The sequence below is a fragment of the Pseudomonas sp. B14-6 genome, assembly GCF_013260315.1.
Lineage (GTDB): Bacteria > Pseudomonadota > Gammaproteobacteria > Pseudomonadales > Pseudomonadaceae > Aquipseudomonas > Aquipseudomonas mandelii.
In genome coordinates this window covers 4,369,037-4,394,643 of sequence record NZ_CP053929.1, presented here as the reverse complement: position 1 = coordinate 4,394,643, position 25,607 = coordinate 4,369,037, and the positions used below count along the sequence as shown (strand labels likewise).

Genomic DNA, 25,607 nt, shown 5'->3' with positions numbered 1-25,607 from the left:
AATTGCAGGAGTATAACCAGCTTGTTTAAAAGCATCGTCCACAAACTGCGACGGTGCTCACACTTGGCCGTATTGCTGCCCATGGCGCAGCCAGCGGTCGAGCAACGGGCTGACGTGGTCCGGCCAGCGTTCGAGCAATGCCTGGGCGGCGTCGCGTACGGCGGGCAATAGATCGGCGTCGCGCATCAGGTCGGCGACCTTGAATTGCAGCAGGCCGGTCTGGCGCGTGCCGAGCATTTCACCGGGGCCGCGCAGCTCGAGGTCCTTTTCGGCGATGACAAAACCGTCGTTGGTTTCACGCATGATGCCCAGGCGCTGACGGCCGATCTGCGACAGCGGCGGATGGTAGAGCAGCACGCAATGGCTGGCGGCGCTGCCTCGACCGACGCGGCCGCGCAATTGGTGCAACTGCGCGAGGCCGAGGCGCTCGGGGTTTTCAATGATCATCAGGCTGGCGTTCGGCACATCGACGCCGACTTCGATCACGGTGGTCGCAACCAGCAGCTGCAAATTGCCGGCCTTGAATTCGGCCATGACAGCGGCTTTTTCGGCGGGCTTCATGCGGCCGTGGATCAGGCCGACCTTCAGCTCGCCGAGCGCGGCGGTGAGGTCTTCGTAAGTGGTTTCGGCGGCCTGGCAGGTCAGCTCTTCGGATTCTTCAATCAGCGTGCACACCCAATAGGCCTGACGCCCTTCGGCGCAGGCGCCGCGCACGCGCTCAATGACTTCGACACGCCGGGTATCGGTGACCAGCACGGTGTTGACCGGGGTTCGTCCGGGCGGCAGTTCGTCGAGGATCGAGGTGTCGAGGTCGGCGTAGGCGCTCATGGCCAGCGTTCGTGGAATCGGCGTGGCGGTCATGATCAGCTGATGCGGACACATCCGCCCGCCGACGCCTTTCTGCCGCAATGCCAAGCGCTGCTGCACGCCGAAGCGGTGCTGTTCGTCGATGATTGCCAGTGCAAGGTTCTTGAACTGCACTTCCTCCTGGAACAACGCGTGAGTGCCGACCACCATGGGTGCGCCATTGGCGATCTGCTCCAGCGCGGCCACGCGGTTTTTGCCCTTGAGCTTGCCGGCCAGCCACGCGACTTCAATGCCCAGCGGTTCGAGCCAGCGCTTGAAGGTGATGAAGTGCTGCTCGGCGAGAATTTCCGTGGGCGCCATCAATGCGACCTGATAACCAGCCTCCAATGCCTGAAGCGCGGCGAGGGCCGCGACCACGGTTTTGCCCGCGCCGACGTCGCCCTGAATCAGCCGAAGCATCGGTTCGTGCTGGCTCAGGTCGTAGGCGATTTCGTTGCCGACTCGTTGCTGTGCGCCGGTTGGCGTAAAACCCAGATTGGCCAGGTATTGCGCCGGCAGTTTGGTGGCTTTCGGCATCGCCGGCGCGCGCAGGGAGCGCATGCTTTCGCGCAGACGTTGCTGGGATAGCTGATGGGTCAGCAGTTCTTCAAAGGCCAGACGGTGCTGAGCCCAGTGATGGCCGAGGGCAAGTTCGTCGACATCGGCATCGGCGGGCGGGTGATGCAGGTAGCGGATCGCATCGGCCAGCGGCGCGAGTTGATAGTCCCGGGCCAGTTCGGTCGGCAGCCAGTCGGGCAGGCTGGTCGGGCCGAGCATGGTCAGGGTTTGCATGCACAGTTGGCGCAAGCGCTGCTGGGTCAGGCCTTCGGTGAGCGGGTAGACCGGGGTCAGGGTTTCATCCACCGGCGGTGGCTCGTCGCCGGTGATGGCGCGGTATTCCGGGTGGTAGATTTCCAACCCCGACGCACCGGGCCGGGCTTCGCCGTAGCAGCGAATCCGCGTGCCGCGTTTGAGGCCTTCTTTCTGGGCGTTGCTGAAATGGTAGAAGCGCAGACTGAGCCCGCCGGTGCCGTCCTGCAGACGCACGACGAGGCTGCGGCGACGGCCCATGACCACGTCGGCGCCGCTGACGGTGCCTTCGATCACGGCGTCCTGGCCGGGTCGCAAATGGCCGATCGGGACTACACGGGTGCGGTCCTGATAACGCAGCGGCAGGTGGAACAGCACGTCCTGGAGATTCTCCAGGCCGACCTTGGCCAGTTTCTCGGCCATGGCCTCGCCGACACCCTTGAGTGCCGTGACCGACACTTGCGACAACTCGGTCATGGCAGCGACTTAGGCCGCAACCACCGGTGCTTGCGGCTTGGCAACCGAGCACAGGCGAATGGAGTCAGCGAGGATCTCGATGGCTTTCGGACGCGGGAAGCTCGCGCGCCACGCAATGGCCACGGTGCGGAACGGCACCGGAGGCGTCAGTGGGCGCACTTCGATCACGCCGGGGGCGTAGTGATGGCTGTCGACGGCCGACAGCGGCAGGATCGAAATGCCCAGGCCGGACGCGACCATGTGGCGGATGGTTTCAAGAGAGCTTGATTCCACCGTGGTGTGCTTGGCGCCGTCGTTGCCTTTGGCCAGGGTCGGGCAGGCTTCCAGCACTTGATCGCGGAAGCAGTGGCCTTCGCCGAGCAGCAGCAGGCTCTTGTCGTTGAGCAGGCTGGCGTCGATGGATTCTTTTTGCGTCCACGGGTGCTGGGCCGGCATCAGCACGTAGAACGGCTCGTCGTAGAGCTGCAGGGTCAGCACGTCGGCTTCGTTGAACGGCAGGGCGATGATGATTGCGTCGAGCTCGCCGTTGCGCAGTTTGTCGCGCAGTACGTGAGTGAAGTTTTCTTCGATGTACAACGGCATCTGCGGGGCAACCCGGTGCAGTTGTGGAATCAGGTGCGGAAACAGGTACGGGCCGACGGTGTAGATCGCGCCGACTTTCAGCGGAGCGGTCAGCTGGTTTTTGCCAGCCTGGGCCAGTTCGCGAATGCCTTGGGCCTGTTCCAGGACTTTCTGCGCCTGGGCAACGATGCCTTCACCGACCGGAGTCAGGCGCACGGCACTCTTGCTGCGCTCGAAAATCAGCACACCGAGTTCGTCTTCAAGCTTTTTCACGCCCACCGACAGGGTCGGCTGGCTGACATGGCAACGCTCGGCCGCGTGGCCGAAATGCTGCTCTTGGGCGAGGGTAACGATGTAGCGTAATTCTGTGAGAGTCATAGCAAGCGTCCATGAAGTTGCGCGCCAAGCATAACGGCTGCAATCGATAGACGCACGTTATCAGAGTGAGTGTGCAGAGTGACACTGGGTAATGCCGGTTTGCCGCTGGCAGATACACAAAAGGCACCTTTGGGTGCCTTCTCTGCATGATCTTGGACTTTCCTGCTGGAGGAGACCCCTGTAGGACTGAGCCTGCTCGCGATAGCGGTATTACATTCACCGAAAAGGTTGAATGTGGTGGCCTGATCGCGAGCAGGCTCACTCCTGCAATGGTTTTGTGTTGCGTTTAGCGGCGGCGTTTTTCCAGTGAGTAGAGGAACGGCGCCGTGATTTCGATGGTGCCATTGGTCAGCATGTCCGCCGGTGGCTTGGGCAGCGGTTGGGCGAGGCGGATCATTTCCAGGGTAGCGCGGTCCAGATCGGCGGTGCCTGAACGGCTCACCAGTTCGTACGACAACACATTACCTTCGCCATCAACGATGAAGCGCAGACGGTTGGTGCCTTGCTTGCCCCGATTCTGTGCACTCACCGGGTACTTTTTGTACTTGCCCAAGTGCGCGAGCAAAGTGCCTTCCCAGCTGGCCTTGGCAGCCTGTTGTGCAGGCGATGGGCCCGGTGCTGGTTGCGCGGATTTCTCCGTCGGTGCCTGGGTCGGTTGCGCGTCGCTAGGTTTCTCCTCGGACGGTTTCTCCTTCGGCGGCTCCGGCTTTTTCTCCACAGGCTTGGGTGGTTGCGGCTTCGGCTTCGGCTTGGGTTTGACCGGCTTCGGCACAACGATCTCGGCCTTCGGCACTTCAGCCAGTTTCGGGATCGGCAGTTCTTCCACCGGGGCCGGTGGCTGTGGTGGCGTTATCACCTTCGGCGGTGCCGGCGGTGGTGGGGCCGGAACCGGCGCCAACTCGACCATCATCGCCTGCGGAGGCAGCTCGATGGGTGGGCGCGACGTCCAGTTCAGCGCCAGCGCAATAGCCAGTGCATGGACGCCCAGCACCACGGCCAGGCTCGCGCTGTAACGCGTCAGCTTATGGCGCGTCGTGATCATTTCTTGACTGCCGTCTCGAGCCCGACCAGACCTACCTTCAGGTAACCGGCGGAGCGCAGGTTGTCCATCACGCTCATCAGGTCGCCGTAATCCACGCCTTTATCGGCCTGGAAGAAGATCGTCGTGTCTTTCTTGCCTTGGGTCCTGGCGTCGAGGGTGGCGCCAAGTGCTTCGGCCTTCACTTCGTCTTCACCGAGGAACAGGCGCTGGTCAGCCTTGACGCTGAGGAACACCGGCTTCTCTGGCCGCGGCGCCGGTTTGGCGCTGGAGGCGGGCAGGTCGACCTTGATGTCCACGGTGGCCAACGGAGCGGCCACCATGAAGATGATCAACAGCACCAGCATCACGTCGATGAACGGCGTGACGTTGATTTCATGGTTCTCGGCCAGATCGTCGTCTGCGCCTTCTTTCAAATGCAAGCCCATGGCTGATTACCCTACTTTGACCATGTGGGGTTGCGCGGAGCGCTCGGCGGTCGGCAGGTGATCGAGGTCGCGGCTGACCAGCAGCAGGACTTCAGCCGAGGCATCGGACACTTGCGCCTTGTAGCCAGCGATGGAACGGGCGAAGACGTTGTAGATCACAACAGCAGGAATCGCCGCAACCAGACCCAGCGCGGTGGCCAGCAGGGCTTCGGCGATGCCGGGGGCGACGACGGCGAGGTTGGTGGTCTGGGTTTTGGCGATGCCGATGAAGCTGTTCATGATGCCCCACACGGTGCCGAACAGGCCCACGAACGGCGCGGTGGAACCGATAGTGGCGAGCACGCCGGTGCCGCTGCTCATGTTGCGACCGCAGGCTGCAACCAGACGCTCGAGACGGAAGGCAACACGTTCCTTGATGCCTTCTTTCTCGCGGCTGTTGACAGACAATCGCATCTCTTCCAAGGCGTCATGCACCAGCAGGTTGGCGAGGGTGCCTTGCTTCGTGGCGGTGGCGCTGGCTTCTTTAAGGGTGGTGGCTTTTTTCAGGTGGACGATTTCAGTGCGCAGACGCCGCTTGGCGCCCATCAGCTCGAAGCCCTTGGCGATCCAGATGGTCCAGGTGATGATCGAGGCGATGGCCAGGCCGATCATCACGATTTTCACGATAATATCGGCGTTCTGGTACATGCCCCAAGGCGACAGGTCGTGGGCCATGCCCAGGGTGTTGTCGGCTTCGAGAACTTCAGGGACGTCTTCGGCATCTACTGCCTGAGCCGGGTCGGTTGCGGCGGGTGCAACGGCGGGGCGGCATGATCAGCCGGGGCTGGAGCAGCGGCGGCGGCCGGAGTGGCCGGAGCTTGTACGTCAGCGAAAGCGGCGGTCGGTGCCAGCATCAGGCTGAGCAGCAGGGCGGCCACTGCGCTCCAGGCGCGAGGTCGTTTGGTTGGCGAAGCGGGGAATTGATTGCGTGTCATGCTGGCCGGACCTGAAATAGAAAAACGGTAAATGCTCTTCCAGGCCTCGTAAGGCCGAGAACAAAAGTGGCGTGCATTATTGCAAGTAATTCTTGTTAACAAAAGTAATAGAGTATCTTTTTTTCCTTCATTGCTAGCCGCTCGTCCATTGTCGGCGCTAGTCTTTGCCTTTCTGATGGGAGTTTTCTGATGTCTGCGCCTTCTGTTTTGATCGCCGGCTGTGGTGATGTCGGCGGTCGTTTGGCCACGCAATTGATGGCTTCCGGGTGGGAGGTTCATGGCCTGAGGCGGGACGTCTCGCGCCTGCCCGAGGGAGTCATTGGCGTTGCCGGCGACTTGTTCGATAAGGACTGTCCTGAGACGTGGCCCATCGGTGCCGTGGATTACCTCGTTTATTGCGCGGCCGCGACCAATCACGATGAAGCCGGTTACCGCGCCGCGTATGTCGACGGGTTGAAGCATGTGCTGGAGTGGCTCGACGACTACGGGCAGGTACCGAATCGCCTGCTGTTTGTTTCCAGCAGCAGTGTGTATGGGCAGCAGGAGGGCGAGTGGGTCGACGAGACTTCGCCGACCCTTGCATCAGGCTACTCGGGTCGATTGATGCTGGAGGCCGAGAAAGTGGCGCTCCAGAGCGGCATCCCGGCAAGCATCGTGCGCTTGACTGGCATCTACGGCCCGGGCCGCGAATGGCTGCTGACTCAAGTGCGTCGTGGCTATCGCGTGGCGGTTGACCCGCCGCTGTATGGCAACCGCATCCACGCCGATGACGCGGCGGGCTTGATGGCGTTTCTGCTTGAAGCGGATCGACGCGGGGTGGCGTTGGATGACGTCTACATCGGTGTCGACGACGCGCCAGCGCCGCTGGCCGAAGTGGTGGGCTGGTTGCGTGAATATCTGGGCGTGACCGAGTGGGCTGACGACGCCAGCGTACGGCGCACGGGCAGCAAGCAATGCAGCAATGCCAGGGCGAAGGCCTTGGGCTGGGCGCCAAAGTACCCAAGCTATCGAGAAGGCTACGCCGCCATTCTCGAAGGCCGCTGCTGACTTCCCATCACCACAAACCAAATGTGGGAGCGAGCCTGCTCGCGATGGTGGCATAACATTCAACATCATCGTTGGCTGTTATGGCCTCATCGCGAGCAGGCTCGCTCCCACATTGGTTTTGCGTTGGCTTCAGGGCCGGGTTACTGCTTTTCCAGCAACCACTTGCGATCACCCGGCGTGAACTGAGGCATTTCATCCGCCTGAGCCGTGTTCACTGCCTGCAGAATCTCCAGTTCCTTGCCCTTGCGCGCAAAGATCCAGGTATTGCCCTGGCCGTTCACTTGCAGCCACATGTTGTCATTGCCGCCGCTCATCGACGCGCAATCGCCCGCCAGGCAAAGGGCATATCGATCGGCACCCGGCAGTCCGGCAACCTGGCCATCGGCCTGGAATTGCACGGTATTGCCTTCGCCCGGACCGTTGACGATTTTCCAGCTGCCGCCCATGTAGGCGGTGTACAGCGCGCGTTCGAAGCTCGCGCCAATCGGTGCGCCATCCGGGACCGGAATCAACGCGCGGTCAAAGACCTGCTCCGGCTCGTTTTCGCTGGCGGCCTGGCTCAGTTGCTTGCCGTCACGCTTCAGTTCGCTGGCGGAGCTGCCATAAAAGTCGACTTTCCAGGCGCCGGACGCTTCGCCCAGCAGCTTGCCGTCGACGTTCTCAAAACCGTTGGTGTAGCGGGCTTGAGCGGCCTTGGTGTTGACGTCCCATTCCAGGTTCGGGCCATAAGCCTGGAGCGCTTCACGCAAGGGGCCACCTTTGGACGCAGCGTCGATCGCCACCTGATTGATCCAGGTGCCGCTGATGTCACGATCGGCAGGGTTGCTGGCACAACCGCCCAAGAGTAGGGCGACCAGCGAGAGAGCTAGCGCATGGCGCATGGTGGAATCCTTTCAGAAACGAAGTCGACGCAACCTTGAAAAGGCTGCGCCGGATGTATTACTCGATGACCAGAATGGCATCCATTTCAACCTGCGAACCCTTTGGCAGGGCGGCTACGCCGATGGCGGCGCGGGCAGGGTATGGCTGGTCAAAGTACTTGCCCATGATCTCGTTGACCTTGGCGAAGTGGCTCAGGTCGGTGAGGAAGATGTTCAGTTTGACGATGTCCTTGAACGAACCGCCAGCGGCTTCGGCCACGGCTTTGAGGTTCTCGAACACCTGGACGGTCTGGGCTTCGAAGCCTTCAACCAGTTCCATGGTTTTTGGGTCCAGAGGAATCTGGCCCGACATGTAGACGGTGTTGCCAGCCTTGATCGCCTGGGAGTAAGTACCGATGGCAGCCGGGGCCTTGTCGCTGGTGATAACAGTCTTGGTCATGAATGACTCCTTGTAATAGTGGGCTTAGGCGCGCATGCGGGTGATGCGGATCACCCCGGTCAATGCACGCAGTTTCTTGATCACGCGGGCCAGGTGTACGCGGTCGTGCACGCTGACCACCAGTTGGACCACGCTGATGCGACCATCGCGTTCGTCCATGCTGATTTTCTCGATATTGCCGTCGGCTGCGTTGACGCTGCTGGCCAGCAGGGCGATCAGGCCGCGCTGATGTTCCAGTTCGACGCGCAGCTCGACGTTGAATTCGCCGGTGACATCCTTGGCCCACGAGAGCTGGATGCATTTTTCCGGGTTGTGACGGATTTCGCTGATGTTGCGGCAGTTGTCCAGGTGCACGACCATGCCTTTGCCGGCGGACAAGTGACCAACAATCGGGTCGCCCGGGATTGGTGTGCAGCACTTGGCGTAGCTGAGCACCAGGCCTTCGGTGCCGCGAATCGCCAGCGGGCCTTCCGGACTTGGCAGCTGTTCGCCTTCGCCAAGCAGGCGGCGGGCGACTACATAGGCCATTCGATTGCCCAGGCCGATATCTTCCAGCAAGTCTTCGATCAGTTCGAGACGGTATTCGGCGAGCATCGCCTTGACGCGGTCGGCCGGTACTTTTTCCAGCGAGCTGTCGAAACCATTGAGCACTTTGTTCAGCAGGCGCTCGCCCAGGCTGATGGACTCGGAACGGCGTTGCAGTTTCAGCGCATGGCGGATGTGGGTCCGTGCCTTGCCCGTGACCACGAAGTTGAGCCACGCCGGGTTCGGCCGGGCACCGGGAGCACTGACGATCTCGACCGTGGAGCCGCTTTGCAGCGGTTCGGACAGCGGTGCGAGACGACGATTGATCCGGCAGGCGATGCAGCTGTTGCCCACGTCGGTGTGCACCGCGTAAGCGAAGTCGACCGCCGTGGAGCCTTTGGGCAGCTCCATGATCCGGCCTTTGGGCGTGAAGACGTAGACCTCGTCCGGGAACAGGTCGATCTTCACGCTTTCGATGAATTCCAGCGAGTTGCCGGCCCGTTGCTGCATTTCCAGCACGCCTTTGACCCACTGGCGAGCGCGGGCGTGAGTGCCTTTTGGCTGCTCGTCGCCGCTGGATTTGTACAGCCAATGGGCGGCGATGCCGTTGTTGGCCATCTCTTCCATTTCACGGGTGCGGATCTGGATCTCGATCGGAACACCGTGCATGCCGAACAGCGTGGTGTGCAGCGACTGGTAGCCGTTGGCCTTGGGGATCGCGATGTAATCCTTGAAGCGTCCCGGCAACGGTTTGTACAAGTTATGCACAGCGCCCAATACGCGGTAGCAGGTGTCGACCTTGTCGACGATGATCCGGAACGCATAGACGTCCATGATCTCGTTGAAGGCCCGACGCTTGCCGCGCATTTTCTTGTAAATGCCGTAGAGGTGTTTCTGACGACCGCTGACCTCGCCCTGGATGCCATCGATGGCCAGGCAGTGGCTGAGGGATTCTTCGATCTTGTTGACGATTTCCTTGCGGTTGCCCCGGGCGCGTTTGACGGCCTGGTTGATCCGTGCGGAACGCATCGGGTGCATGGCCTTGAAGCCGAGGTCTTCGAATTCTATGCGGATGGCGTGCATGCCCAGCCGGTTGGCGATGGGCGCATAGATTTCCAGGGTTTCCTTGGCGATCCGCCGACGCTTTTCACCGGACAGGACTTCCAGCGTGCGCATGTTGTGCAGGCGGTCGGCGAGCTTGACCAGGATCACGCGAATGTCGCGCGCCATGGCCATGGCCATTTTCTGGAAGTTTTCGGCTTGTGCTTCGGCCTTGGTCTCGAAGTTCATCTGGGTCAGTTTGCTGACCCCGTCTACCAGTTCGGCCACGGTTTCGCCGAACTGCGCTTGCAGCGCTTCCTTGGCAATACCGGTGTCTTCGATCACGTCATGCAGCATCGCCGCCATCAGGCTCTGATGGTCCATGTGCATGTCGGCAAGAATGTTCGCCACCGCAAGAGGATGCGTGACGTACGCCTCACCGCTGCGGCGGCGTTGGCCGTCGTGGGCTTGTTCGGCGTAGAAGTACGCTCGGCGGACCAGGTTGACCTGGTCCTTGCCGAGGTAGGTCGATAAGCGATCGGCGAGGGCGTCTATGCTCGGCATGATGACTCCTGCCGTTCGCTGTGACCCCGCGCCGTGCTACGTCGACCAGGCATAGGCTTAGACGGCCTCGTTGGACTCGTCCTCGAACGCTGCGAACAGCGGTTCGTCTTCGACGATTTCAGCATTGGCGATGAACTCGTAGCTCATCAGGCCTTCGGCGATTTCACGCAAGGCTACAACGGTAGGCTTGTCGTTTTCCCACTGTACCAGTGGCTCTTTGCCGCCGGTGGCCAGTTGACGGGCACGCTTGGTGGACAGCATGACCAGTTCAAAACGGTTTTCCACGTGGTTCAGGCAGTCTTCAACGGTTACGCGGGCCATGGTATTCCTCGGAGCGAATGCAATATGCGCGCTGCCCGGGTGGGCGAGCGGACTGAACAGTTTAAAAAATCACCAGCGATTAGGGAAGCGCTGATTTTTTGACCAAGCCCTTCAACGCGCTGCAAGTGTCAATGTAAAGCCCTTGCAGCGGTTTTGGGAAGGGCTGTTTAGCCGAGCAATTCAGCCAAAAGTTTTCCGTTGCGCTGCTGCTGACGCTTCTGATGCAGCTGATTGGCACGGAAAATCGCCTGCAAATCCTTCAGCGCATGGGCGAAATCGTCATTGATGATCAGGTAGTCGTAGTCGACGTAGTGGCTCATTTCGCTGACGGCTTCGCGCATCCGGCCTTCGATGACCTCGTCACTGTCCTGGCCGCGATTGTTCAGACGCTGATGCAGGGCTTGCAGGGACGGCGGCAGAATGAAGATAGAGCGGGCCTGAGGCATCAATTTGCGCACTTGCTCGGCACCTTGCCAGTCGATTTCCAGAATCAGGTCGTGGCCTTCGTCCAGGGTCTGCTGCAGGTGGCTTTGCGAAGTGCCGTAGAGGTTGCCGAACACTTCGGCGCGCTCGAGGAAATCCCCGTGCTCGATCATCTTCACGAACTCGCCGCGTTCGACGAAGTGATAGTTCACGCCGTTCACTTCACCGGGGCGCATGGCGCGGGTGGTGTGGGAGACCGAGACGCGGATCTCCTGATCAGCGTCGGTCAGGGCCTTGACCAGGCTGCTCTTGCCCGCGCCCGAAGGGGCGGAAATGATGTACAGGGTGCCGGTGCTGTGGGTCATGTCGGGGTTGCCTTACTCAATATTCTGCACTTGTTCGCGCATCTGCTCGATCAACACTTTGAGGTTGACCGCCGCTTGGGTGCTGCGCGGGTCGAAGGCTTTGGAGCCCAGTGTGTTGGCTTCGCGGTTGAGCTCCTGCATCAGGAAGTCCAGGCGCCGACCGGCAGCGCCGCCGGATTTGAGTACCCGGCGAACTTCAATGATGTGAGTGCTCAAGCGATCCAGTTCTTCGGCGACGTCGCTCTTTTGCGCGAGCATGACCATTTCCTGCTCGAGTCGCTGCGGGTCCATCTCGGCTTTCATGTCGGCAAAGCGGTCGAGGACTTTCTGGCGTTGGGTGGCGAGCATCTGCGGGACCAGTTCGCGCAGGGTCACCACATCTTCTTCGATGGAGGTGAGGCGATCGTTGATCAACCGGGCCAGCTCCGCGCCTTCGCGCTCGCGGCCGGCCTTGAGTTCTTTCAGACCTTCATTGAACAGCGCCAGTGCTTCGGCATTCAAGGCTTGCGGGTCAGCGGCGTCGCCCACCAGAACGCCAGGCCAGGCCAGGACTTCCAGCGGATTCAATGCGGCGGGATTCTTGATCAGGCCGGCGATGGTCTCGGCGGCAGCGACCAATTGCGCGGCGCGCTCGCGGTCCACTTGCAGGGGTTTGTCGGTGTTTTCTTCGGTGAAGCGCAGAGTGCATTCGAGCTTGCCCCGGGATATCCCCTGGCGCAGCGCTTCGCGGACCGCACCTTCGAGGTCGCGAAACGACTCCGGCAGGCGCAAATGGGGTTCCAGGTAGCGGCTGTTGACCGAGCGCAATTCCCAGCTCAGGGTGCCTTGGGCGCCGGCTTTTTCAACGCGGGCGAAGGCGGTCATGCTGTGCACCATGGAGGTACCTCGCAATTCAGGTTTGCGTTACCAAAGGTTTCGCGAGACCCGATATCTGTGAATTAAAGCCGACAGGCAGCAAAGGCGCAGGATTGTAGCGCAGTGGGGCGGATGCGCCCAAACACACGGTGTGACAAAGGGCTGCAGGCCGTCGGTAAAGCGCTGTTCTAAGCTCTAGTCAGCGCCTTCAATCGTCGGACGGATTTTTTAGAAGTGCCCAGTCTTGGCGCGCGGCTCTATAATGCTCGGCAGTTTTCCGTCCTCCGTACAGGTATTCCCTATGAAACGTCCAAGTGGTCGCGCTGCCGATCAGCTCCGCTCGATCCGCATTACCCGCAACTACACCAAACACGCCGAGGGATCTGTACTGGTCGAATTCGGTGATACCAAAGTCATCTGCACGGTCAGCGTCGAGAACGGCGTACCGCGTTTCCTCAAGGGCCAGGGCCAAGGCTGGTTGACCGCGGAATACGGCATGCTGCCGCGCGCCACTGGCGAGCGTAACCAGCGTGAAGCGAGCCGTGGCAAGCAAGGCGGCCGCACCCTGGAAATCCAGCGTCTGATCGGTCGCTCGCTGCGTGCTTCGCTGGACATGTCCAAGCTGGGCGACGTCACCCTGTACGTCGACTGCGACGTGATCCAGGCCGACGGTGGCACCCGCACCGCATCCATCACCGGCGCCATGGTTGCGCTGGTCGATGCCTTGAAAGTGATCAAGAAGCGCGGCGGCCTGAAAGGCGGCGACCCGCTCAAGCAAATGATCGCGGCCGTTTCGGTGGGCATGTACCAGGGCGAGCCTGTGCTCGACCTCGACTACCTGGAAGACTCGGCTGCCGAGACTGACCTGAACGTGGTGATGACCAGCACTGGCGGCTTCATCGAAGTCCAGGGCACTGCCGAAGGCGCGCCGTTCCAGCCGGAAGAGCTGAACGCTATGCTTGAACTGGCGAAGAAAGGCATGACCGAGATCTTCGAACTGCAAAAGGCCGCACTGGCCGACTGATCGGATGTTCCACGCAAGGAGGACACCATGAGTGACGAGCAGCAGCTACTTCCCATCCCGAGCAAAGAGGTTCGGCAGTGGGCGATGTTTTGTCACTTGTCCGCGTTGCTGGGAATCTGGATTCCGTTCGGTACGCTGATCGGCCCGCTGATCCTCTGGCAGATGAAGCGCGAGATGGACCCGTTTGTCGATGCACAGGGCAAGGAGGCGCTGAACTTTCAGATCACCGTCGCCATTGCTTCTGCCATCTGCTTCCTGCTGATGGTGGTGATCATCGGGTTCTTCCTGTTCGGTCTGGTGGCGATTGGTGCGTTGGTACTGACGATCATCGGTGGTGTGAAAGCCAATGAAGGGGTGCCGTATCGGTATCCGTTCACCTGGCGGTTGATCAAGTAGCCACCGCTGTCCCGTAGGAGCGAGGCTTGCCCGCGAATTGAGGCGCCTCGGTCTGTCAGGAACAACGCGTTATCGTTCTTCGCGGGCAAGCCTCGCTCCTACAGGAATGAGGCGCGCACAAAAAAGCCGACGGCGATGTCGGCTTTTTTGCGTCTGCGAAAAGACGCTTAAATGGTCAGCGTCCAGTCGTAGTCCACGATCAGTGGTGCGTGTTGCGAGAACCGTGGCTGGCGTGGCAGGCGTGCGCTGCGAACAAAACGGCGCAGGCCAGGGGTCAGCAACTGGTAGTCGAAACGCCAACCGAGGTTGAGCATTTCCGCCTGTTCGTTGTCCGGCCACCAGCTGTACTGGTCGCCTTCACGGCTGACTTCACGCAGGGCATCAACATAGCCCATGTTGCCGACAATCTCGTCCATCCAGGCACGTTCAGGTGCCAGGAAGCCCGGGGATTGCTGGCTGTCGCGCCAGTTCTTGATATCCAGCTTCTGTTGCGCCACGTACAGCGAGCCACAATAAATGTACTCGCGACGTTTGCGTCGCTGTTTATCCAGATAACGGGCGAAATCGTCCATTAGCTTGAACTTCTGGTTCAAGTCTTCATCGCCGTTCTGCCCCGAAGGGAGCAGCAAGGTCGCGATGCTGACCTTGTCGAAATCGGCTTGCAGGTAGCGCCCGTAGCGGTCGGCTGTCTCGAAACCGAGACCGCTGATGACTGCCTTCGGTTGCAACCGCGAATACAAAGCCACGCCACCCTGGGCGGGAACTTCGGCTTCGCAGGCATAAAGGAAGTAGCCATCCAGTTGGAAGGCTGGATCGTCCAGTTCAAAGGCGGAGGCGCGGGTGTCCTGCAGGCAGATGACGTCGGCATTCTGTGCTTGCAGCCAACTGAGCAACCCTCGCTCCACTGCAGCCTGAATACCATTGACGTTCACACTGATGATCCGCATAAATGGCCCCAAAAATCGCGTGCGTGTATGATACACGGCGTCAACCTAATTAGCTAAATCCGTGGTATTTGGGGTTTTTTTCATGCAAGCGTATCAGCGCGATTTCATTCGTTTTGCCATCGATCGCGGCGTTTTGCGCTTCGGCGAGTTCACCCTGAAGTCCGGGCGCACCAGTCCTTACTTCTTCAATGCCGGCCTGTTCAATACCGGTTCGGCTCTTGCGCAGCTGGGTCGTTGCTACGCGGCAGCCATCGTCGAGAACGGTATTTCGTTCGATGTATTGTTTGGCCCGGCGTACAAAGGCATCCCGCTGGCGGCGACCACTGCGGTGGCGCTGGCCGAACATCATGGCCGTGATTTGCCGTGGTGCTTCAACCGCAAGGAAGCCAAGGCTCACGGTGAAGGCGGCAGTCTCGTTGGCGCGCCGTTGACCGGCGATGTGCTGATCATCGACGACGTGATCACCGCCGGCACCGCGATCCGCGAAGTGATGCAAATCATCGCTTCCCAGGACGGCGCCAAGGCCAAGGGCGTGCTCATCGCCCTGAACCGTCAGGAGCGTGGCAACGGCGAGTTGTCGGCGATCCAGGAAGTGGAGCGTGATTTCGGCATTCCGGTGATCAGCATTGTGTCGCTGAACCAGGTGCTGGAATTCCTGGCGGATGATCCGCAGCTCAAGCAGCATTTGCCAGCCGTTGAAGCCTATAGGGCTCAGTTCGGCGTCTAAAGAAAAGGCCCTGTGAGAACAGGGCCTTTTTTTATCGGGAAAAGAACTGCTGTGCTTATCTGTTTGGATACGGATCTTTCACCGCGTCGCCCTGGCCGGTCAGAACTTTCCAGCCATTAAGCAGGTGCACCGATTTCTGGCGCTGAGGGCACGGCGGAATCGAGGTTTTTGCCTGATTCGAATACCGATGCCCGCAGTCCACGCACTCAAAGGTGCCTGCTGCAACGTCGCTGCCATATGGAACGTAATCTTTTTGCATGAGGTCATTCTCCTGTGGATACAGGGAAGATCCTAGGCGGACTGATTCGGGCAGGATGTCGGACGTTTCGCTAAGTCAGGTCGGACGTTTCCGGCGCGCATAAAAAAGATCGCAGGCTTCGTCAGCTCCTACAGAATATTCGTACATCCTTAGGTGCCGGCGAAGGCTGCGATCTGTTGCCGTGCTTGAATCAGTGACGCTTGCGATTGCTGATCAACGTACCCACACCGGTATCGGTGAAGATCTCAAGCAGAATCGCATTCGGCACCCGGCCATCAATGATCAGCGAGCTGCCCACGCCGCCCTGAACCGCTTCCAGCGCGCAACGGATCTTCGGCAGCATGCCGCCGTAGATCGTGCCGTCGGCGATGAGCTCGTCGACTTGCTGGGTGGTCAGGCCGGTGAGGACCGTGCCCGACTTGTCCATCAAGCCGGCGATGTTGGTCAGCAGCATCAGCTTTTCAGCTTTCAGCGCTTCGGCGACTTTGCCGGCCACCAGGTCAGCGTTGATGTTGTACGACTCGCCGTTGGCACCGACGCCGATTGGCGCGATGACCGGGATGAAATCACCTTTGACCAGCAGGTTCAGCAAGTCGGTGTTGATCCCGACCACTTCGCCTACCTGGCCGATGTCGATGATTTCCGGCTGGGTCATCTCCGGCGTCTGGCGGGTCACGGTGAGCTTCTTCGCACGAATCAGCTCGGCGTCTTTACCGGTCAGGCCGATGGCGCTGCCGCCATGACGGTTGATCAGGTTGACGATGTCCTTGTTGACCTGGCCGCCGAGGACCATTTCCACCACGTCCATGGTCTGCGCGTCAGTCACGCGCATGCCATCGATGAAGTGGCTCTCGATCGACAGGCGCTTGAGCAGGTCGCCGATTTGCGGGCCGCCGCCGTGAACCACCACCGGGTTGATACCGACGGCTTTCATCAACACGATGTCGCGGGCGAAGCCGGTTTTCAGCTCCTCGCTTTCCATCGCGTTGCCGCCGTATTTGATCACCAGCGTCTTGCCGACATAGCGGCGAATGTAAGGCAACGCTTCGGACAGGACCTTGGCGGTGTTGGCGGCGGCTTCGCGTTCGAGGGTCATTCAGGGCTCCGGGTGCTTCAGAAGATCAAAACGGTAATTGGAGATCAGGTGCAACACGCTTCAGCTGGACTTTGAACACGTCCTTGATGCGCTGCAATTCAGCCTCGTCATCGGCCTCGAAGCGCAGCACCAGCACCGGTGTGGTGTTGGACGCGCGCACCAGGCCCCAGCCTTTGGCGTAGTCGACTCGCACGCCGTCAATGGTGGTCAGGTCGGCGCCTTCGCCCCACTTCGCGTCGTGCAATGCATCAATGATGCTGAATTTGCTCTCTTCGGTCACATGGATATTGATTTCAGGCGTAGAAATATCGTTCGGGAAGGTCGCAAACAGCTCTTCCGCGGTGGATTTTTCCTTGCTGAGGATCTCCAGCAGACGCGCGGCGCTGTAAATGCCGTCGTCAAAACCGAACCAGCGCTCCTTGAAGAAGATATGCCCGCTCATCTCGCCGGCCAACAGGGCGCCGGTTTGTTTCATTTTCTTTTTGATCAACGAGTGACCGGTCTTCCACATGAGCGGACGGCCGCCGTATTCCTTGATCAGCGGTGTCAGGCGGCGGGTGCATTTGACGTCGAAGATGATATCCGCGTCCGCGTTGCGCGCCAGTACGTCGCGGGCGAACAGCATCAGCAGGCGGTCCGGGTAAACGATACTGCCGGTGTTGGTCACCACACCGACGCGGTCGCCATCGCCGTCGAAAGCCAGGCCGATATCGGCGTTGGTTTCCTTGACCTTGGCGATCAGGTCGACGAGGTTTTCAGGCTTGCCCGGGTCCGGGTGGTGGTTCGGGAAGTTACCGTCGACCTCGCAGAACAGCGGGATGACTTCGCAGTTCAACGCTTCGATCAATTGCGGGGCGATCACGCCGGCCGCGCCGTTGCCGCAGTCGACCACGACTTTCAGGCGACGAGCCAGTTTGATGTCCTGGACGATTTCGGTGTTGTAGCGGTCGAGGATCTCGACCTGGGTGACGCTGCCCTTGCCGCTGCTCAAGTTGTTGGTCTTGAGGCGGTCGTGCAGGGCCTGGATCTGTTCGTTGGCCAGGGTGTCGCCCGCGATCACGATCTTGAACCCGTTGTAGTTCGACGGGTTGTGGCTGCCGGTCAGCATGACGCCGGATTTGCCGGCCAGTACGTTGGCGGCGTAGTAAAGCGCCGGGGTTGGCACCAGGCCCACGTCGCTGACGTGGCAACCGCTGTCGGCCAGGCCCTTTATCAGTTGTTCGACCAGTTCCGGGCCGGACAGGCGGCCGTCGCGGCCAACGGAAACGTTCGGTTCGTCCTGGGCCAGGCTCTGGGCACCGATGGCGCGGCCGAGCCAGTAAGCGGTCTCAGCGTTCAGGAATTCCGGGACCGTGCCGCGAATGTCGTAGGCGCGGAAGATGCTGTCCGGGAACTTGGGTGCGACTGTGGCTGGGGTGCTCATCTGTGGGAATGCTCCATCTCGAAAGTGACTGGACCTGTCCGCGAAAATCTCGTCGGCGGGCTCAAACTGAAGGGTATGACGGCGTTTTCCACTGAGAGTTCGTGGTGCGAAAAGGCCATGCCACCTGCGTTTGCGGGGTAATGATCGGTCAATGCCTTGATTTTGGGCGGTAAACCTTCCAGATGAACGTTGTGCGAATTTTGGCGAGGAGGCTTGCTTGCGCTTGGGTGCGCGGCACTCACAAAATCTTGGGGCCGCTTCGCAGCCCAGCGGGAGCAAGCTCCCTCGCCACAGGATGCTTTATCGGATCAATGGCTGCCGGAATGCCCGAAACCACCGGCACCACGCTCGGTTTCAACAAACTCTTCGACCATCTCGAAGTGCGCTTGAACCACCGGCACCAGAACCAATTGAGCCAGGCGCTCACCGACCACCATGTTGAAGTCGGTCTGGCCACGGTTCCAGCACGAAACCATCAGCGGGCCCTGGTAATCGGAGTCGATCAAACCGACCAGATTGCCCAGCACGATGCCATGTTTATGGCCCAGGCCGGAGCGCGGCAGAATCAGCGCGGCCAAACCCGGATCGCCAATGTAGACGGACAGACCGGTCGGGATCAGCAGGGTTTCGCCCGGCTTGATGACGGTGTCTTTTTCCAGCATGGCGCGCAGGTCGAGGCCGGCGGAGCCAGGCGTGGCGTACTGCGGCAGCGGGAATTCGGTACCGATGCGGGGGTCGAGGATCTTGGCTTGCAAAGCGTGCATGTAAATTAAACCTGGTTCAGACGTTCGGCGATAAAAGTGATCAGCTGGCGAGCAATTTTGCTCTTGCTGGTCTGGGCGAAAAGTGTGGCGTGCAGTTCTCGATCGATCACGCTGCAGGCGTTTTCTTCGCTGTTGAAGCCAATGCTCGGGTTGGCGACGTCGTTGGCGACGATCAGATCGAGGTTCTTGTCTTTCAACTTGCGCGCAGCGTAATCGAGCAGGTGTTCGGTTTCGGCAGCGAAGCCGACACTGAACGGACGGTCGGGGCGGGTGGCGATGGTGGCCAGGATGTCCGGGTTGCGCACCATCTGTAGCAACAAGCCGTCGCCGTTCGTAGGGTCTTTCTTGAGTTTCTGTGGGGCGACGACTTCAGGACGGTAGTCCGCGACCGCTGCCGAGGCGATAAACAGGTCGCAAGGGATCGCGGCTTCGCAGGCGGCGAGCATGTCGCGAGCGCTGACCACGTCGATGCGGGTGACACGATCCGGAGTCGGCAGGTGCACCGGGCCGGTGATCAGCGTGACGCGGGCGCCGGCTTCCACCGCGGCTTCGGCCAGGGCAAAGCCCATTTTTCCGGAGCTGTGGTTGGTGATGTAGCGCACCGGATCGATGTTTTCCTGAGTCGGGCCGGCGGTGATCAGCACGTGTTTGCCGGTCAATGCCTGGCGCTTGAAGCAGTCCGCCGCGCATTGGGCGAGCTCGACGGCTTCGAGCATGCGACCAAGGCCGACGTCGCCGCAGGCCTGGCTACCGGAGGCCGGTCCGAAGGCTTTGATGCCGCGGCTTTCGAGGGTTTGCAGGTTGGCCTGGGTTGCCGGGTCGCGCCACATGGCCTGGTTCATCGCCGGGGCGATGGCGACCACCGCATCGGTGGCCAGCACCAGCGTGGTCAGCAGATCGTCAGCAATGCCTTGGGCCAGACGGGCAATCAGGTCCGCCGTAGCAGGGGCGATCAGCACCATATCGGCCCACTTGGCCAGCTCGATGTGGCCCATGGCAGCTTCTGCCGCGGGGTCCAGCAAGTCGAGATGAACCGGGTGCCCGGACAAGGCCTGCATGGTCAGCGGAGTGATGAACTCGCTGCCGCCACGGGTCATGACCACGCGCACTTCGGCACCCTGGTCGATCAGGCGGCGAACCAGGTCGGCGCTCTTGTAGGCAGCAATACCGCCGCCGACGCCCAGAACGATGCGTTTCCGATACAGCCGCTGCATAGGTCTGCCTTTTATTTCGTTGATGACAGCATGGCGAGACCCCCTCCCCAGGGATGAAATCGCCAGCAAAAAAGATGGGCTACGATATCACAGCGACCGCTATGGAACAGCGGCGCCCACAGACAGGGAAGGTGCTATGAGTATTCGTGATTGGCCGGCGGCGGAGCGGCCGCGGGAGAAGTTACTGGAGCAGGGATCGGCGAGTCTCTCGGACGCAGAGCTGCTGGCGATTTTTTTACGGACCGGTGTGTCCGGCAAAAGCGCGGTGGATTTGGCGCGACACCTGTTGCAGCAATTTGGCAGCCTGCGCACTTTGCTCGAAGCCGACCTTCGGACCTTCAGTGGTGAGCTCGGCCTTGGGCCGGCAAAGTTTGCGCAGTTGCAGGCGGTGCTGGAAATGGCCCGCCGGCATCTGGCAGAGCGGTTACGACGTGATTCAGTGATGGAAAGCCCCCTGGCGGTGCGCGACTACCTCAAGTCGATGCTGCGCCACGAGCCGCATGAGGTCTTCGGTAGCCTGTTCCTGGATTCAAAACACCGGGTGCTGGCGTTTGAGGTGCTGTTTCGCGGCTCCATCGACAACACCAGCGTGTACCCGCGACAGGTGGTCAAGCGCGCATTGGCTCATAACGCCGCCGCATTGATCCTTTGCCACAACCATCCGTCGGGCAATTCCGATCCCAGTCAGGCTGATCGAATGCTGACCAAGCGCCTGCAAGAGGCGCTGGAATTGATTGATGTGCGGGTGCTTGACCATTTCATCATCGGTGACGGCGAGCCGCTTTCAATGGCCGAGTATGGGTGGATGTAGGGCTTGGGGACGGGCTTCTGTGGCGAGGGAGCTTGCTCCCGCTTGAGTGCGCAGCGCTCACAGGATCTTCAGGGCCGCTGCGCAGCCCGGCGGGAGCAAGCTCCCTCGCCACAGAGAAGCATTCGCGCAGCGTTTCCAAGCGTTACTTGAGGTTGACCTTGGAGTAATCCTGGCGACCAAACGGGCTGACTGAGTAACCCTCGACGTTCTTGCGCGTCAACGCGAACGCCGTCGGGTGGGCCAACGGCAGCCAAAGCGCCTGCTGCTGGATCTGCGCCTGGGCCTGTTCGTAAAGCTTGGTACGCACACCTTGCTCGCCGGTGGTCTTGCCGGCGCTGATCAGTTTGTCCAGGTCCTGGTTGCAGTAGCGGGCGAAGTTAGTGCCGGATTTGACCGCGGCGCAGGAAAACTGCGGCGTGAGGAAGTTGTCCGGGTCACCGTTGTCGCCAGCCCAACCCATGAACAGCAGGTCGTGCTCGCCGGCTTTGGCGCGGCGAATCAGCTCGCCCCATTCGATCACCCGTATTTCGGCCTGGATGCCGATTTCCGCAAGGTCCGATTGCAGCATTTGAGCGCTCAGGCTCGGGTTCGGGTTCAGCAGACTGCCGGAAGGTCGGGTCCAGATGGTGGTCTGGAAGCCGTCCTTGAGTCCGGCCTTGGCCATCAATGTCTTGGCCTTCTCGACGTCATGCGGATAACCGGGCAGGCCTTTGGCGTAGCTCCAAGTGTTCGGCGGGTACGGGCCGTTGGCAGGCTCGGCAGTGTCTTCGAACACGGCTTTGACGTAGTTGGCCTTGTCGAAGGCGAGGTTGATCGCCTGGCGCACTTCAGGTTTGTCCAGCGGTGGATGCTGGCTGTTGATGCCGACGAACGCAGTCATGAAGGCGTCAGTCTTTTCCACTTTCAGTGTCGGTTCTTTCAGCGCGGCCTGTACGTCCAGAGGCTTGGGCGACAGGGCGATCTGGCACTCGTTGCGACGCAATTTCTGCAAACGCACATTGGCGTCCGGGGTGATGGCGAAGATCAGCGGGTCCACCGAAGGCTTGCCACGGAAGTAGTCCGGGTTGGCCTTGTAGCGAATCGAGGCATCTTTCTGGAAGCGCGTGAACACGAACGGGCCGCTGCCGATCGGCTGGCTGTTGAGCTTCTCGGGCGTGCCGGCCTTCAGCAGTTTGTCGGCGTATTCCGCGGAATAGATCGAGGCGAAGCCCATACTCAGGGTCGCGAGGAAGGTTGAGTCCGGGTGATCGAGGGTGAAGCGTACGGTCAGCGGGTCCAGTGCATCGATCTTCTTGATCAGCGCCGGCAACTGCATCGATTGGGCGTGCGGGAAGCCGCTCTGGGCGACCTTGTGCCAAGGGTGCGCCGGGTCGAGCATGCGGTCGAAGCTGAATTTGACGTCTTCGGCGGTCAGCTCGCGTGTCGGGCTGAAGTACTCGGTGCGGTGGAATTTCACCTGTGGGTGCAACTTGAACACGTAGGTCAGGCCGTCGGGGCTGACTTCCCAGCTGTCCGCGAGGCTGGCGACCACTTTACCGCTGGCGGTGTCGAAGTCCACCAGACGGTTCATCAGCACATCGGCGGACGCGTTGGTGGTGGTCAGCGAGTTGTATTGCACCACGTCGAACCCTTCCGGACTCGCCTCGGTGCAGACGCTCAGGGCGGCGGCATGGGCCAGCGGGCTCAGCAGGAGCGGGGCGAACAACAGCGGTAGGGCAGCGAGGCGCATGGTCGGATTCCTTTACAGATCGAAGGCCCATCTGCAAGTGCAGTCTGGAAAAGGCTTACCCTAGTGGGCTCTTTTGCAAATGACTATCTCCTTTTTCATTTTAAGGAGAGTATGTGCGCTTGTTTTCGGTGATGCGGGCCGAGGAAACCCGAAATCGGTCGGTTGACCGATTCTCTGCGACGAGCGGTCTTAATCGGCCACAGCCTTTATCCAAGGCGCTCGGCGCCCGAAAAATGGGGAATTTATAAAGTCCGCGCACACGGAATGTTGTTGCTCTCCAGTCTTTCTGGTATAAAGCAGCGCTCTTTTCTAGGGGCCCGGTTCCTTCACTGTAGGTGTAGCCGGTAAGACCTCTAAAGAAACGCGGCGCCTGGCGCCAAATGACTGAGAGATTAAGCGGCCAACCCATGCCGGGTTGGGCATGTGGTTTTAGAGGGCTGAGGCATGTCGAGAGTATGTCAAGTTACCGGTAAGGGTCCGGTGACTGGGAATAACATTTCCCACGCAAACAACAAAACCCGTCGTCGTTTCCTGCCGAACCTGCAGCATCACCGCTTCTGGGTTGAAGAAGAGAAACGTTTCGTGCGTCTGCGCGTATCTGCCAAAGGCATGCGTATTATCGACAAGCGTGGCATCACTGTCGTGCTGGCCGAAATCCGCAAAGCTGGCAAGATCTAAGGGAGCTAATCATGCGTGAATTGATTCGAATGATTTCTAGCGCCGGTACTGGTCACTTCTACACTACCGACAAGAACAAGCGTACTACTCCGGACAAGCTCGAAAAGCGCATGTTCGATCCGCGCGTTCGCAAGCACGTGATGTACAAAGAAGGCAAAATCAAGTAATTGATTTTTCCCTCTTACAAAAAAGGCCCGTATCGCGAGATACGGGCCTTTTTTGTTGCCTGCAGGTTATGGGTTGCCTGTTAGTGCCCCTTCGCCTGCGGTGAGTCGCGTCCGATGTAGGAGCGAGGCTTGCCTGCGAAGAGGCCGGCCCGGCTAATACAAATCCTCAGGCCTTCTGTTCAAACGCCACATAAATCTTGCGGCACGGCTCCAGCACTTCCCAGGTGCCCCTGAACCCGGCCGGGATCACGAAGCGATCACCCGCACGCACGGTCTTGCTGTTGCCGTCGTTGTCACGCAGCACCGAAACGCCCTGAATGATTTCGCAGTACTCATGCTCGGTGAAGTTCACATGCCACTGGCCAACAGCGCCTTCCCACACGCCCGCATTCAACTGGCCGCAAGGGCTGTTGTAGTGGTTGTAGACCGCTTGCTCGGGGTCGCCCTTGAGGACTTTTGCCGGGTCCGGCCGATAGCGATCGGGTTGGGTGGTGGCCTGGCTGAAGTCGACGATGTCCTGGATGCTCATTGTTGTTATCCCCCGTGATTGCGGCGCGGTTGGTTGGAAAGCCCAAAGTCTATGTTTATTAAAATGAACATCGCAAGGCCGTTTGCCGGCCTTATGTCAAATATATTGAAACTTCACCTGTCGCTGGTTTAGGGTGGCGGTTGCCTTGGGCCGAAAAATCAGGCTGGCTGGGCAGAATTCCTGACAGCGTCCGCGACGATCGTTGGGCGCTCGTATTCAACAAGAGGAGGACACTCGTATGACCACCCTGACTCGTGCCGATTGGGAACAACGGGCTCGCGATCTGAAGATCGAAGGCCGTGCCTACATCAATGGCGAATACACCGATGCCGTCTCCAGCGAGACCTTCGAGTGCATCAGCCCGGTCGATGGCCGTCTGCTGGGCAAGATTGCCAGCTGTGACGCCGCCGACGCCCAGCGCGCCGTTGAAAATGCCCGCGCCACCTTCAATTCCGGCGTCTGGTCGCGCCTGGCACCGACCAAGCGCAAAGCCACCATGATCCGTTTCGCCGGCCTGCTCAAACAGCACGCCGAAGAGCTGGCGCTGCTTGAAACCCTGGACATGGGCAAGCCGATCAGCGATTCCCTGTACATCGACGTTCCCGGCGCGGCGCAAGCCCTGAGCTGGAGCGGTGAAGCCATCGACAAGATCTACGACGAAGTCGCCGCCACCCCGCACGATCAGCTGGGTCTGGTGACTCGCGAACCGGTCGGCGTGGTTGGCGCCATCGTGCCGTGGAACTTCCCGTTGATGATGGCCTGCTGGAAACTCGGGCCGGCGCTGTCCACCGGTAACTCGGTGATCCTCAAGCCATCGGAAAAATCCCCGCTGACCGCCATTCGCATTGCTGCGCTGGCCGTCGAAGCCGGCATTCCGAAAGGCGTGCTTAACGTTTTGCCAGGTTACGGACACACCGTCGGCAAGGCCTTGGCCCTGCACAATGACGTCGATACGCTGGTGTTCACCGGTTCGACCAAGATCGCCAAGCAATTGCTGATCTACTCCGGCGAATCGAACATGAAGCGCGTCTGGCTCGAAGCGGGCGGCAAGAGCCCGAACATCGTGTTTGCCGATGCCCCGGACCTGCAAGCCGCAGCTGAAGCGGCGGCCGGTGCCATTGCCTTCAACCAGGGCGAAGTCTGCACTGCTGGTTCGCGTCTGCTGGTCGAACGCTCGATCAAGGACACCTTCCTGCCGCTGGTGATCGAAGCACTGAAAACCTGGAAGCCGGGCAACCCACTGGACCCGGCGACCAACGTCGGCGCGCTGGTGGACACCCAGCAGATGAATACCGTGCTGTCCTACATCGAATCCGGCCACGCCGACGGCGCCAAACTGGTGGCTGGCGGCAAGCGTACGCTTCAGGAAAGCGGTGGCACTTACGTTGAGCCGACGATTTTCGACGGCGTAAACAATGCGATGAAAATCGCTCAGGAAGAAATCTTTGGCCCGGTGTTGTCGGTGATCGCGTTCGACACCGCCGAGGAAGCCATCGCGATTGCCAACGACACGCCTTACGGCCTGGCTGCTGCGGTATGGACCAAGGACATTTCCAAGGCGCACCTGACCGCTCGTGCGCTGCGTGCCGGTAGCGTGTGGGTCAACCAATACGACGGCGGCGACATGACCGCACCGTTTGGCGGCTTCAAGCAATCGGGCAATGGCCGCGACAAGTCGCTGCACGCGTTCGACAAATACACCGAGCTGAAGGCGACCTGGATCAAGTTGTAAGCACCACGCAACGAAGATCCCCTGTGGGGGCGAGCCTGCTCGCGATGGCGGTGTGACAGTCAACATCCAATGTTGAATGTTGTTCCGTTATCGCGAGCAGGCTCGCTCCCACATTGTTTTGTGCGGTGCCAAAAAAT

At 60.3% G+C, this 25,607-nt stretch carries 25 protein-coding genes and 2 pseudogenes; 8 read left to right on the top strand and 19 right to left on the bottom strand.

Features of this window, described 5'->3' with window-relative positions:
* Positions 1-57 precede the first annotated feature (57 nt).
* The 5 genes and pseudogenes from recG to exbB form a co-directional block, all read right to left on the bottom strand.
* Positions 58-2,133, bottom strand: a complete 2,076-nt coding sequence (gene recG / locus HP062_RS20190; RefSeq protein ID WP_010465238.1) for an ATP-dependent DNA helicase RecG — start codon at positions 2,131-2,133, stop codon at positions 58-60.
* Positions 2,134-2,142: 9 nt separating this feature from the next.
* Positions 2,143-3,072 carry a hydrogen peroxide-inducible genes activator gene (locus tag HP062_RS20185; protein WP_010465236.1) on the bottom strand — a complete coding sequence of 310 codons (930 nt, stop codon included), beginning with the start codon at positions 3,070-3,072 and terminating at the stop codon, positions 2,143-2,145.
* A 286-nt stretch (positions 3,073-3,358) separates the two neighbouring features.
* Positions 3,359-4,114 (bottom strand): energy transducer TonB, encoded by a 756-nt coding sequence (locus HP062_RS20180; protein WP_010465234.1) that lies wholly within the window; start codon positions 4,112-4,114, stop codon positions 3,359-3,361.
* Positions 4,111-4,539 (bottom strand): TonB system transport protein ExbD, encoded by a 429-nt coding sequence (gene exbD / locus HP062_RS20175; RefSeq protein ID WP_010465232.1) that lies wholly within the window; start codon positions 4,537-4,539, stop codon positions 4,111-4,113. The genes HP062_RS20180 and exbD overlap by 4 nt, the downstream gene beginning before the upstream one ends.
* Before the next feature lie 6 nt (positions 4,540-4,545).
* Positions 4,546-5,513: pseudogene (gene exbB / locus HP062_RS20170) on the bottom strand (tonB-system energizer ExbB).
* A gap of 189 nt (positions 5,514-5,702) precedes the next feature.
* Between exbB and HP062_RS20165 the strand changes: the two are divergent.
* On the top strand, positions 5,703-6,560 hold the full coding sequence (locus HP062_RS20165; RefSeq protein ID WP_172791932.1) for an SDR family oxidoreductase: 858 nt from the start codon (positions 5,703-5,705) through the stop codon (positions 6,558-6,560).
* 140 nt (positions 6,561-6,700) lie between these two features.
* Here the strand turns inward: HP062_RS20165 and HP062_RS20160 are convergent, their stop codons facing one another.
* From HP062_RS20160 to HP062_RS20135, 6 genes are all read right to left on the bottom strand, one after another.
* On the bottom strand, positions 6,701-7,441 hold the full coding sequence (locus tag HP062_RS20160) for a hypothetical protein (RefSeq protein WP_172791931.1): 741 nt from the start codon (positions 7,439-7,441) through the stop codon (positions 6,701-6,703).
* 58 nt (positions 7,442-7,499) lie between these two features.
* Complete coding sequence (locus HP062_RS20155) at positions 7,500-7,880, bottom strand: RidA family protein (RefSeq protein ID WP_003229509.1); 381 nt, start codon at positions 7,878-7,880, stop codon at positions 7,500-7,502.
* 24 nt (positions 7,881-7,904) lie between these two features.
* Complete coding sequence (gene spoT / locus HP062_RS20150) at positions 7,905-10,010, bottom strand: bifunctional GTP diphosphokinase/guanosine-3',5'-bis pyrophosphate 3'-pyrophosphohydrolase (RefSeq protein ID WP_010465218.1); 2,106 nt, start codon at positions 10,008-10,010, stop codon at positions 7,905-7,907.
* Between the two features lie 57 nt (positions 10,011-10,067).
* Complete coding sequence (rpoZ, locus tag HP062_RS20145; protein ID WP_007894670.1) at positions 10,068-10,331, bottom strand: DNA-directed RNA polymerase subunit omega; 264 nt, start codon at positions 10,329-10,331, stop codon at positions 10,068-10,070.
* Positions 10,332-10,498: 167 nt separating this feature from the next.
* On the bottom strand, positions 10,499-11,119 hold the full coding sequence (gmk, locus tag HP062_RS20140) for a guanylate kinase (RefSeq protein WP_010465215.1): 621 nt from the start codon (positions 11,117-11,119) through the stop codon (positions 10,499-10,501).
* A gap of 12 nt (positions 11,120-11,131) precedes the next feature.
* Positions 11,132-11,995, bottom strand: coding sequence for a YicC/YloC family endoribonuclease (locus HP062_RS20135; RefSeq protein ID WP_077748577.1), 864 nt, complete (start codon positions 11,993-11,995; stop codon positions 11,132-11,134).
* A 280-nt stretch (positions 11,996-12,275) separates the two neighbouring features.
* Between HP062_RS20135 and rph the strand changes: the two genes are divergently transcribed.
* Together rph and HP062_RS20125 are read left to right on the top strand one after the other, a co-directional pair.
* Positions 12,276-12,998: a ribonuclease PH gene (gene rph / locus HP062_RS20130; protein WP_010465211.1), complete on the top strand. Its 723-nt coding sequence runs from the start codon at positions 12,276-12,278 to the stop codon at positions 12,996-12,998.
* A 27-nt stretch (positions 12,999-13,025) separates the two neighbouring features.
* Positions 13,026-13,394: a DUF4870 domain-containing protein gene (locus HP062_RS20125; protein ID WP_102594927.1), complete on the top strand. Its 369-nt coding sequence runs from the start codon at positions 13,026-13,028 to the stop codon at positions 13,392-13,394.
* Positions 13,395-13,561: 167 nt separating this feature from the next.
* Here HP062_RS20125 and HP062_RS20120 read toward each other — a convergent pair whose 3' ends face one another.
* A complete protein-coding gene (locus HP062_RS20120; RefSeq protein ID WP_007934608.1) occupies positions 13,562-14,341 on the bottom strand; it encodes an exodeoxyribonuclease III in 780 nt (259 codons plus the stop codon).
* 82 nt (positions 14,342-14,423) lie between these two features.
* On the opposite strand from HP062_RS20120, the gene pyrE reads away from it, so the two are divergent.
* The gene (gene pyrE / locus HP062_RS20115; protein ID WP_172791930.1) at positions 14,424-15,068 is read left to right on the top strand and encodes an orotate phosphoribosyltransferase; all 645 of its coding nucleotides are present in this window, start codon (positions 14,424-14,426) and stop codon (positions 15,066-15,068) included.
* 55 nt (positions 15,069-15,123) lie between these two features.
* Here pyrE and HP062_RS20110 read toward each other — a convergent pair whose 3' ends face one another.
* The 5 genes and pseudogenes from HP062_RS20110 to coaBC all read right to left on the bottom strand — a co-directional run bounded on the left by HP062_RS20110 (position 15,124) and on the right by coaBC (position 19,824).
* Positions 15,124-15,327 (bottom strand): hypothetical protein, encoded by a 204-nt coding sequence (locus tag HP062_RS20110; RefSeq protein ID WP_077748579.1) that lies wholly within the window; start codon positions 15,325-15,327, stop codon positions 15,124-15,126.
* Between the two features lie 190 nt (positions 15,328-15,517).
* Positions 15,518-16,423 carry an acetylglutamate kinase gene (argB, locus tag HP062_RS20105; RefSeq protein WP_010465204.1) on the bottom strand — a complete coding sequence of 302 codons (906 nt, stop codon included), beginning with the start codon at positions 16,421-16,423 and terminating at the stop codon, positions 15,518-15,520.
* Between the two features lie 25 nt (positions 16,424-16,448).
* Positions 16,449-17,852: pseudogene (locus tag HP062_RS20100) on the bottom strand (phosphomannomutase/phosphoglucomutase); the annotation flags it as partial.
* Positions 17,853-18,154: 302 nt separating this feature from the next.
* Positions 18,155-18,610 (bottom strand): dUTP diphosphatase, encoded by a 456-nt coding sequence (gene dut, locus HP062_RS20095; protein WP_010465200.1) that lies wholly within the window; start codon positions 18,608-18,610, stop codon positions 18,155-18,157.
* A 5-nt stretch (positions 18,611-18,615) separates the two neighbouring features.
* Positions 18,616-19,824 carry a bifunctional phosphopantothenoylcysteine decarboxylase/phosphopantothenate--cysteine ligase CoaBC gene (coaBC, locus tag HP062_RS20090; RefSeq protein WP_172791928.1) on the bottom strand — a complete coding sequence of 403 codons (1,209 nt, stop codon included), beginning with the start codon at positions 19,822-19,824 and terminating at the stop codon, positions 18,616-18,618.
* A 136-nt stretch (positions 19,825-19,960) separates the two neighbouring features.
* Between coaBC and radC the strand changes: the two genes are divergently transcribed.
* Positions 19,961-20,635: a DNA repair protein RadC gene (gene radC / locus HP062_RS20085; RefSeq protein ID WP_154502227.1), complete on the top strand. Its 675-nt coding sequence runs from the start codon at positions 19,961-19,963 to the stop codon at positions 20,633-20,635.
* A 142-nt stretch (positions 20,636-20,777) separates the two neighbouring features.
* Here radC and HP062_RS20080 read toward each other — a convergent pair whose 3' ends face one another.
* On the bottom strand, positions 20,778-22,364 hold the full coding sequence (locus tag HP062_RS20080) for an ABC transporter substrate-binding protein (protein ID WP_077748582.1): 1,587 nt from the start codon (positions 22,362-22,364) through the stop codon (positions 20,778-20,780).
* A 444-nt stretch (positions 22,365-22,808) separates the two neighbouring features.
* Here HP062_RS20080 and rpmB point away from each other — a divergent pair, with 444 nt between their 5' ends.
* Both rpmB and rpmG read left to right on the top strand, forming a co-directional pair.
* Positions 22,809-23,042: a 50S ribosomal protein L28 gene (gene rpmB / locus HP062_RS20075; RefSeq protein WP_007894701.1), complete on the top strand. Its 234-nt coding sequence runs from the start codon at positions 22,809-22,811 to the stop codon at positions 23,040-23,042.
* A gap of 11 nt (positions 23,043-23,053) precedes the next feature.
* The gene (gene rpmG, locus HP062_RS20070; protein ID WP_008150173.1) at positions 23,054-23,209 is read left to right on the top strand and encodes a 50S ribosomal protein L33; all 156 of its coding nucleotides are present in this window, start codon (positions 23,054-23,056) and stop codon (positions 23,207-23,209) included.
* 166 nt (positions 23,210-23,375) lie between these two features.
* On the opposite strand, the gene HP062_RS20065 is transcribed toward rpmG, so the two are convergent.
* Positions 23,376-23,738 carry a cupin domain-containing protein gene (locus HP062_RS20065; RefSeq protein ID WP_010465187.1) on the bottom strand — a complete coding sequence of 121 codons (363 nt, stop codon included), beginning with the start codon at positions 23,736-23,738 and terminating at the stop codon, positions 23,376-23,378.
* A 238-nt stretch (positions 23,739-23,976) separates the two neighbouring features.
* Here HP062_RS20065 and HP062_RS20060 point away from each other — a divergent pair, with 238 nt between their 5' ends.
* Positions 23,977-25,470: an aldehyde dehydrogenase gene (locus HP062_RS20060; RefSeq protein ID WP_077748583.1), complete on the top strand. Its 1,494-nt coding sequence runs from the start codon at positions 23,977-23,979 to the stop codon at positions 25,468-25,470.
* The last annotated feature ends 137 nt before the right edge of the window (positions 25,471-25,607 follow it).

Excerpts from the sequence above, each read along its gene's own strand:
- recG (WP_010465238.1), bottom strand. The coding sequence starts at position 2,133 with ATGACCGAGTTGTCGCAAGTGTCGGTCACGGCACTCAAGGGTGTCGGC.
- HP062_RS20185 (WP_010465236.1), bottom strand. The coding sequence starts at position 3,072 with ATGACTCTCACAGAATTACGCTACATCGTTACCCTCGCCCAAGAGCAG.
- HP062_RS20180 (WP_010465234.1), bottom strand. The coding sequence starts at position 4,114 with ATGATCACGACGCGCCATAAGCTGACGCGTTACAGCGCGAGCCTGGCC.
- exbD (WP_010465232.1), bottom strand. The coding sequence starts at position 4,539 with ATGGGCTTGCATTTGAAAGAAGGCGCAGACGACGATCTGGCCGAGAAC.
- HP062_RS20165 (WP_172791932.1), top strand. The coding sequence starts at position 5,703 with ATGTCTGCGCCTTCTGTTTTGATCGCCGGCTGTGGTGATGTCGGCGGT.
- HP062_RS20160 (WP_172791931.1), bottom strand. The coding sequence starts at position 7,441 with ATGCGCCATGCGCTAGCTCTCTCGCTGGTCGCCCTACTCTTGGGCGGT.
- HP062_RS20155 (WP_003229509.1), bottom strand. The coding sequence starts at position 7,880 with ATGACCAAGACTGTTATCACCAGCGACAAGGCCCCGGCTGCCATCGGT.
- spoT (WP_010465218.1), bottom strand. The coding sequence starts at position 10,010 with ATGCCGAGCATAGACGCCCTCGCCGATCGCTTATCGACCTACCTCGGC.
- rpoZ (WP_007894670.1), bottom strand. The coding sequence starts at position 10,331 with ATGGCCCGCGTAACCGTTGAAGACTGCCTGAACCACGTGGAAAACCGT.
- gmk (WP_010465215.1), bottom strand. The coding sequence starts at position 11,119 with ATGACCCACAGCACCGGCACCCTGTACATCATTTCCGCCCCTTCGGGC.
- HP062_RS20135 (WP_077748577.1), bottom strand. The coding sequence starts at position 11,995 with ATGGTGCACAGCATGACCGCCTTCGCCCGCGTTGAAAAAGCCGGCGCC.
- rph (WP_010465211.1), top strand. The coding sequence starts at position 12,276 with ATGAAACGTCCAAGTGGTCGCGCTGCCGATCAGCTCCGCTCGATCCGC.
- HP062_RS20125 (WP_102594927.1), top strand. The coding sequence starts at position 13,026 with ATGAGTGACGAGCAGCAGCTACTTCCCATCCCGAGCAAAGAGGTTCGG.
- HP062_RS20120 (WP_007934608.1), bottom strand. The coding sequence starts at position 14,341 with ATGCGGATCATCAGTGTGAACGTCAATGGTATTCAGGCTGCAGTGGAG.
- pyrE (WP_172791930.1), top strand. The coding sequence starts at position 14,424 with ATGCAAGCGTATCAGCGCGATTTCATTCGTTTTGCCATCGATCGCGGC.
- HP062_RS20110 (WP_077748579.1), bottom strand. The coding sequence starts at position 15,327 with ATGCAAAAAGATTACGTTCCATATGGCAGCGACGTTGCAGCAGGCACC.
- argB (WP_010465204.1), bottom strand. The coding sequence starts at position 16,423 with ATGACCCTCGAACGCGAAGCCGCCGCCAACACCGCCAAGGTCCTGTCC.
- dut (WP_010465200.1), bottom strand. The coding sequence starts at position 18,610 with ATGCACGCTTTGCAAGCCAAGATCCTCGACCCCCGCATCGGTACCGAA.
- coaBC (WP_172791928.1), bottom strand. The coding sequence starts at position 19,824 with ATGCAGCGGCTGTATCGGAAACGCATCGTTCTGGGCGTCGGCGGCGGT.
- radC (WP_154502227.1), top strand. The coding sequence starts at position 19,961 with ATGAGTATTCGTGATTGGCCGGCGGCGGAGCGGCCGCGGGAGAAGTTA.
- HP062_RS20080 (WP_077748582.1), bottom strand. The coding sequence starts at position 22,364 with ATGCGCCTCGCTGCCCTACCGCTGTTGTTCGCCCCGCTCCTGCTGAGC.
- rpmB (WP_007894701.1), top strand. The coding sequence starts at position 22,809 with ATGTCGAGAGTATGTCAAGTTACCGGTAAGGGTCCGGTGACTGGGAAT.
- rpmG (WP_008150173.1), top strand. The coding sequence starts at position 23,054 with ATGCGTGAATTGATTCGAATGATTTCTAGCGCCGGTACTGGTCACTTC.
- HP062_RS20065 (WP_010465187.1), bottom strand. The coding sequence starts at position 23,738 with ATGAGCATCCAGGACATCGTCGACTTCAGCCAGGCCACCACCCAACCC.
- HP062_RS20060 (WP_077748583.1), top strand. The coding sequence starts at position 23,977 with ATGACCACCCTGACTCGTGCCGATTGGGAACAACGGGCTCGCGATCTG.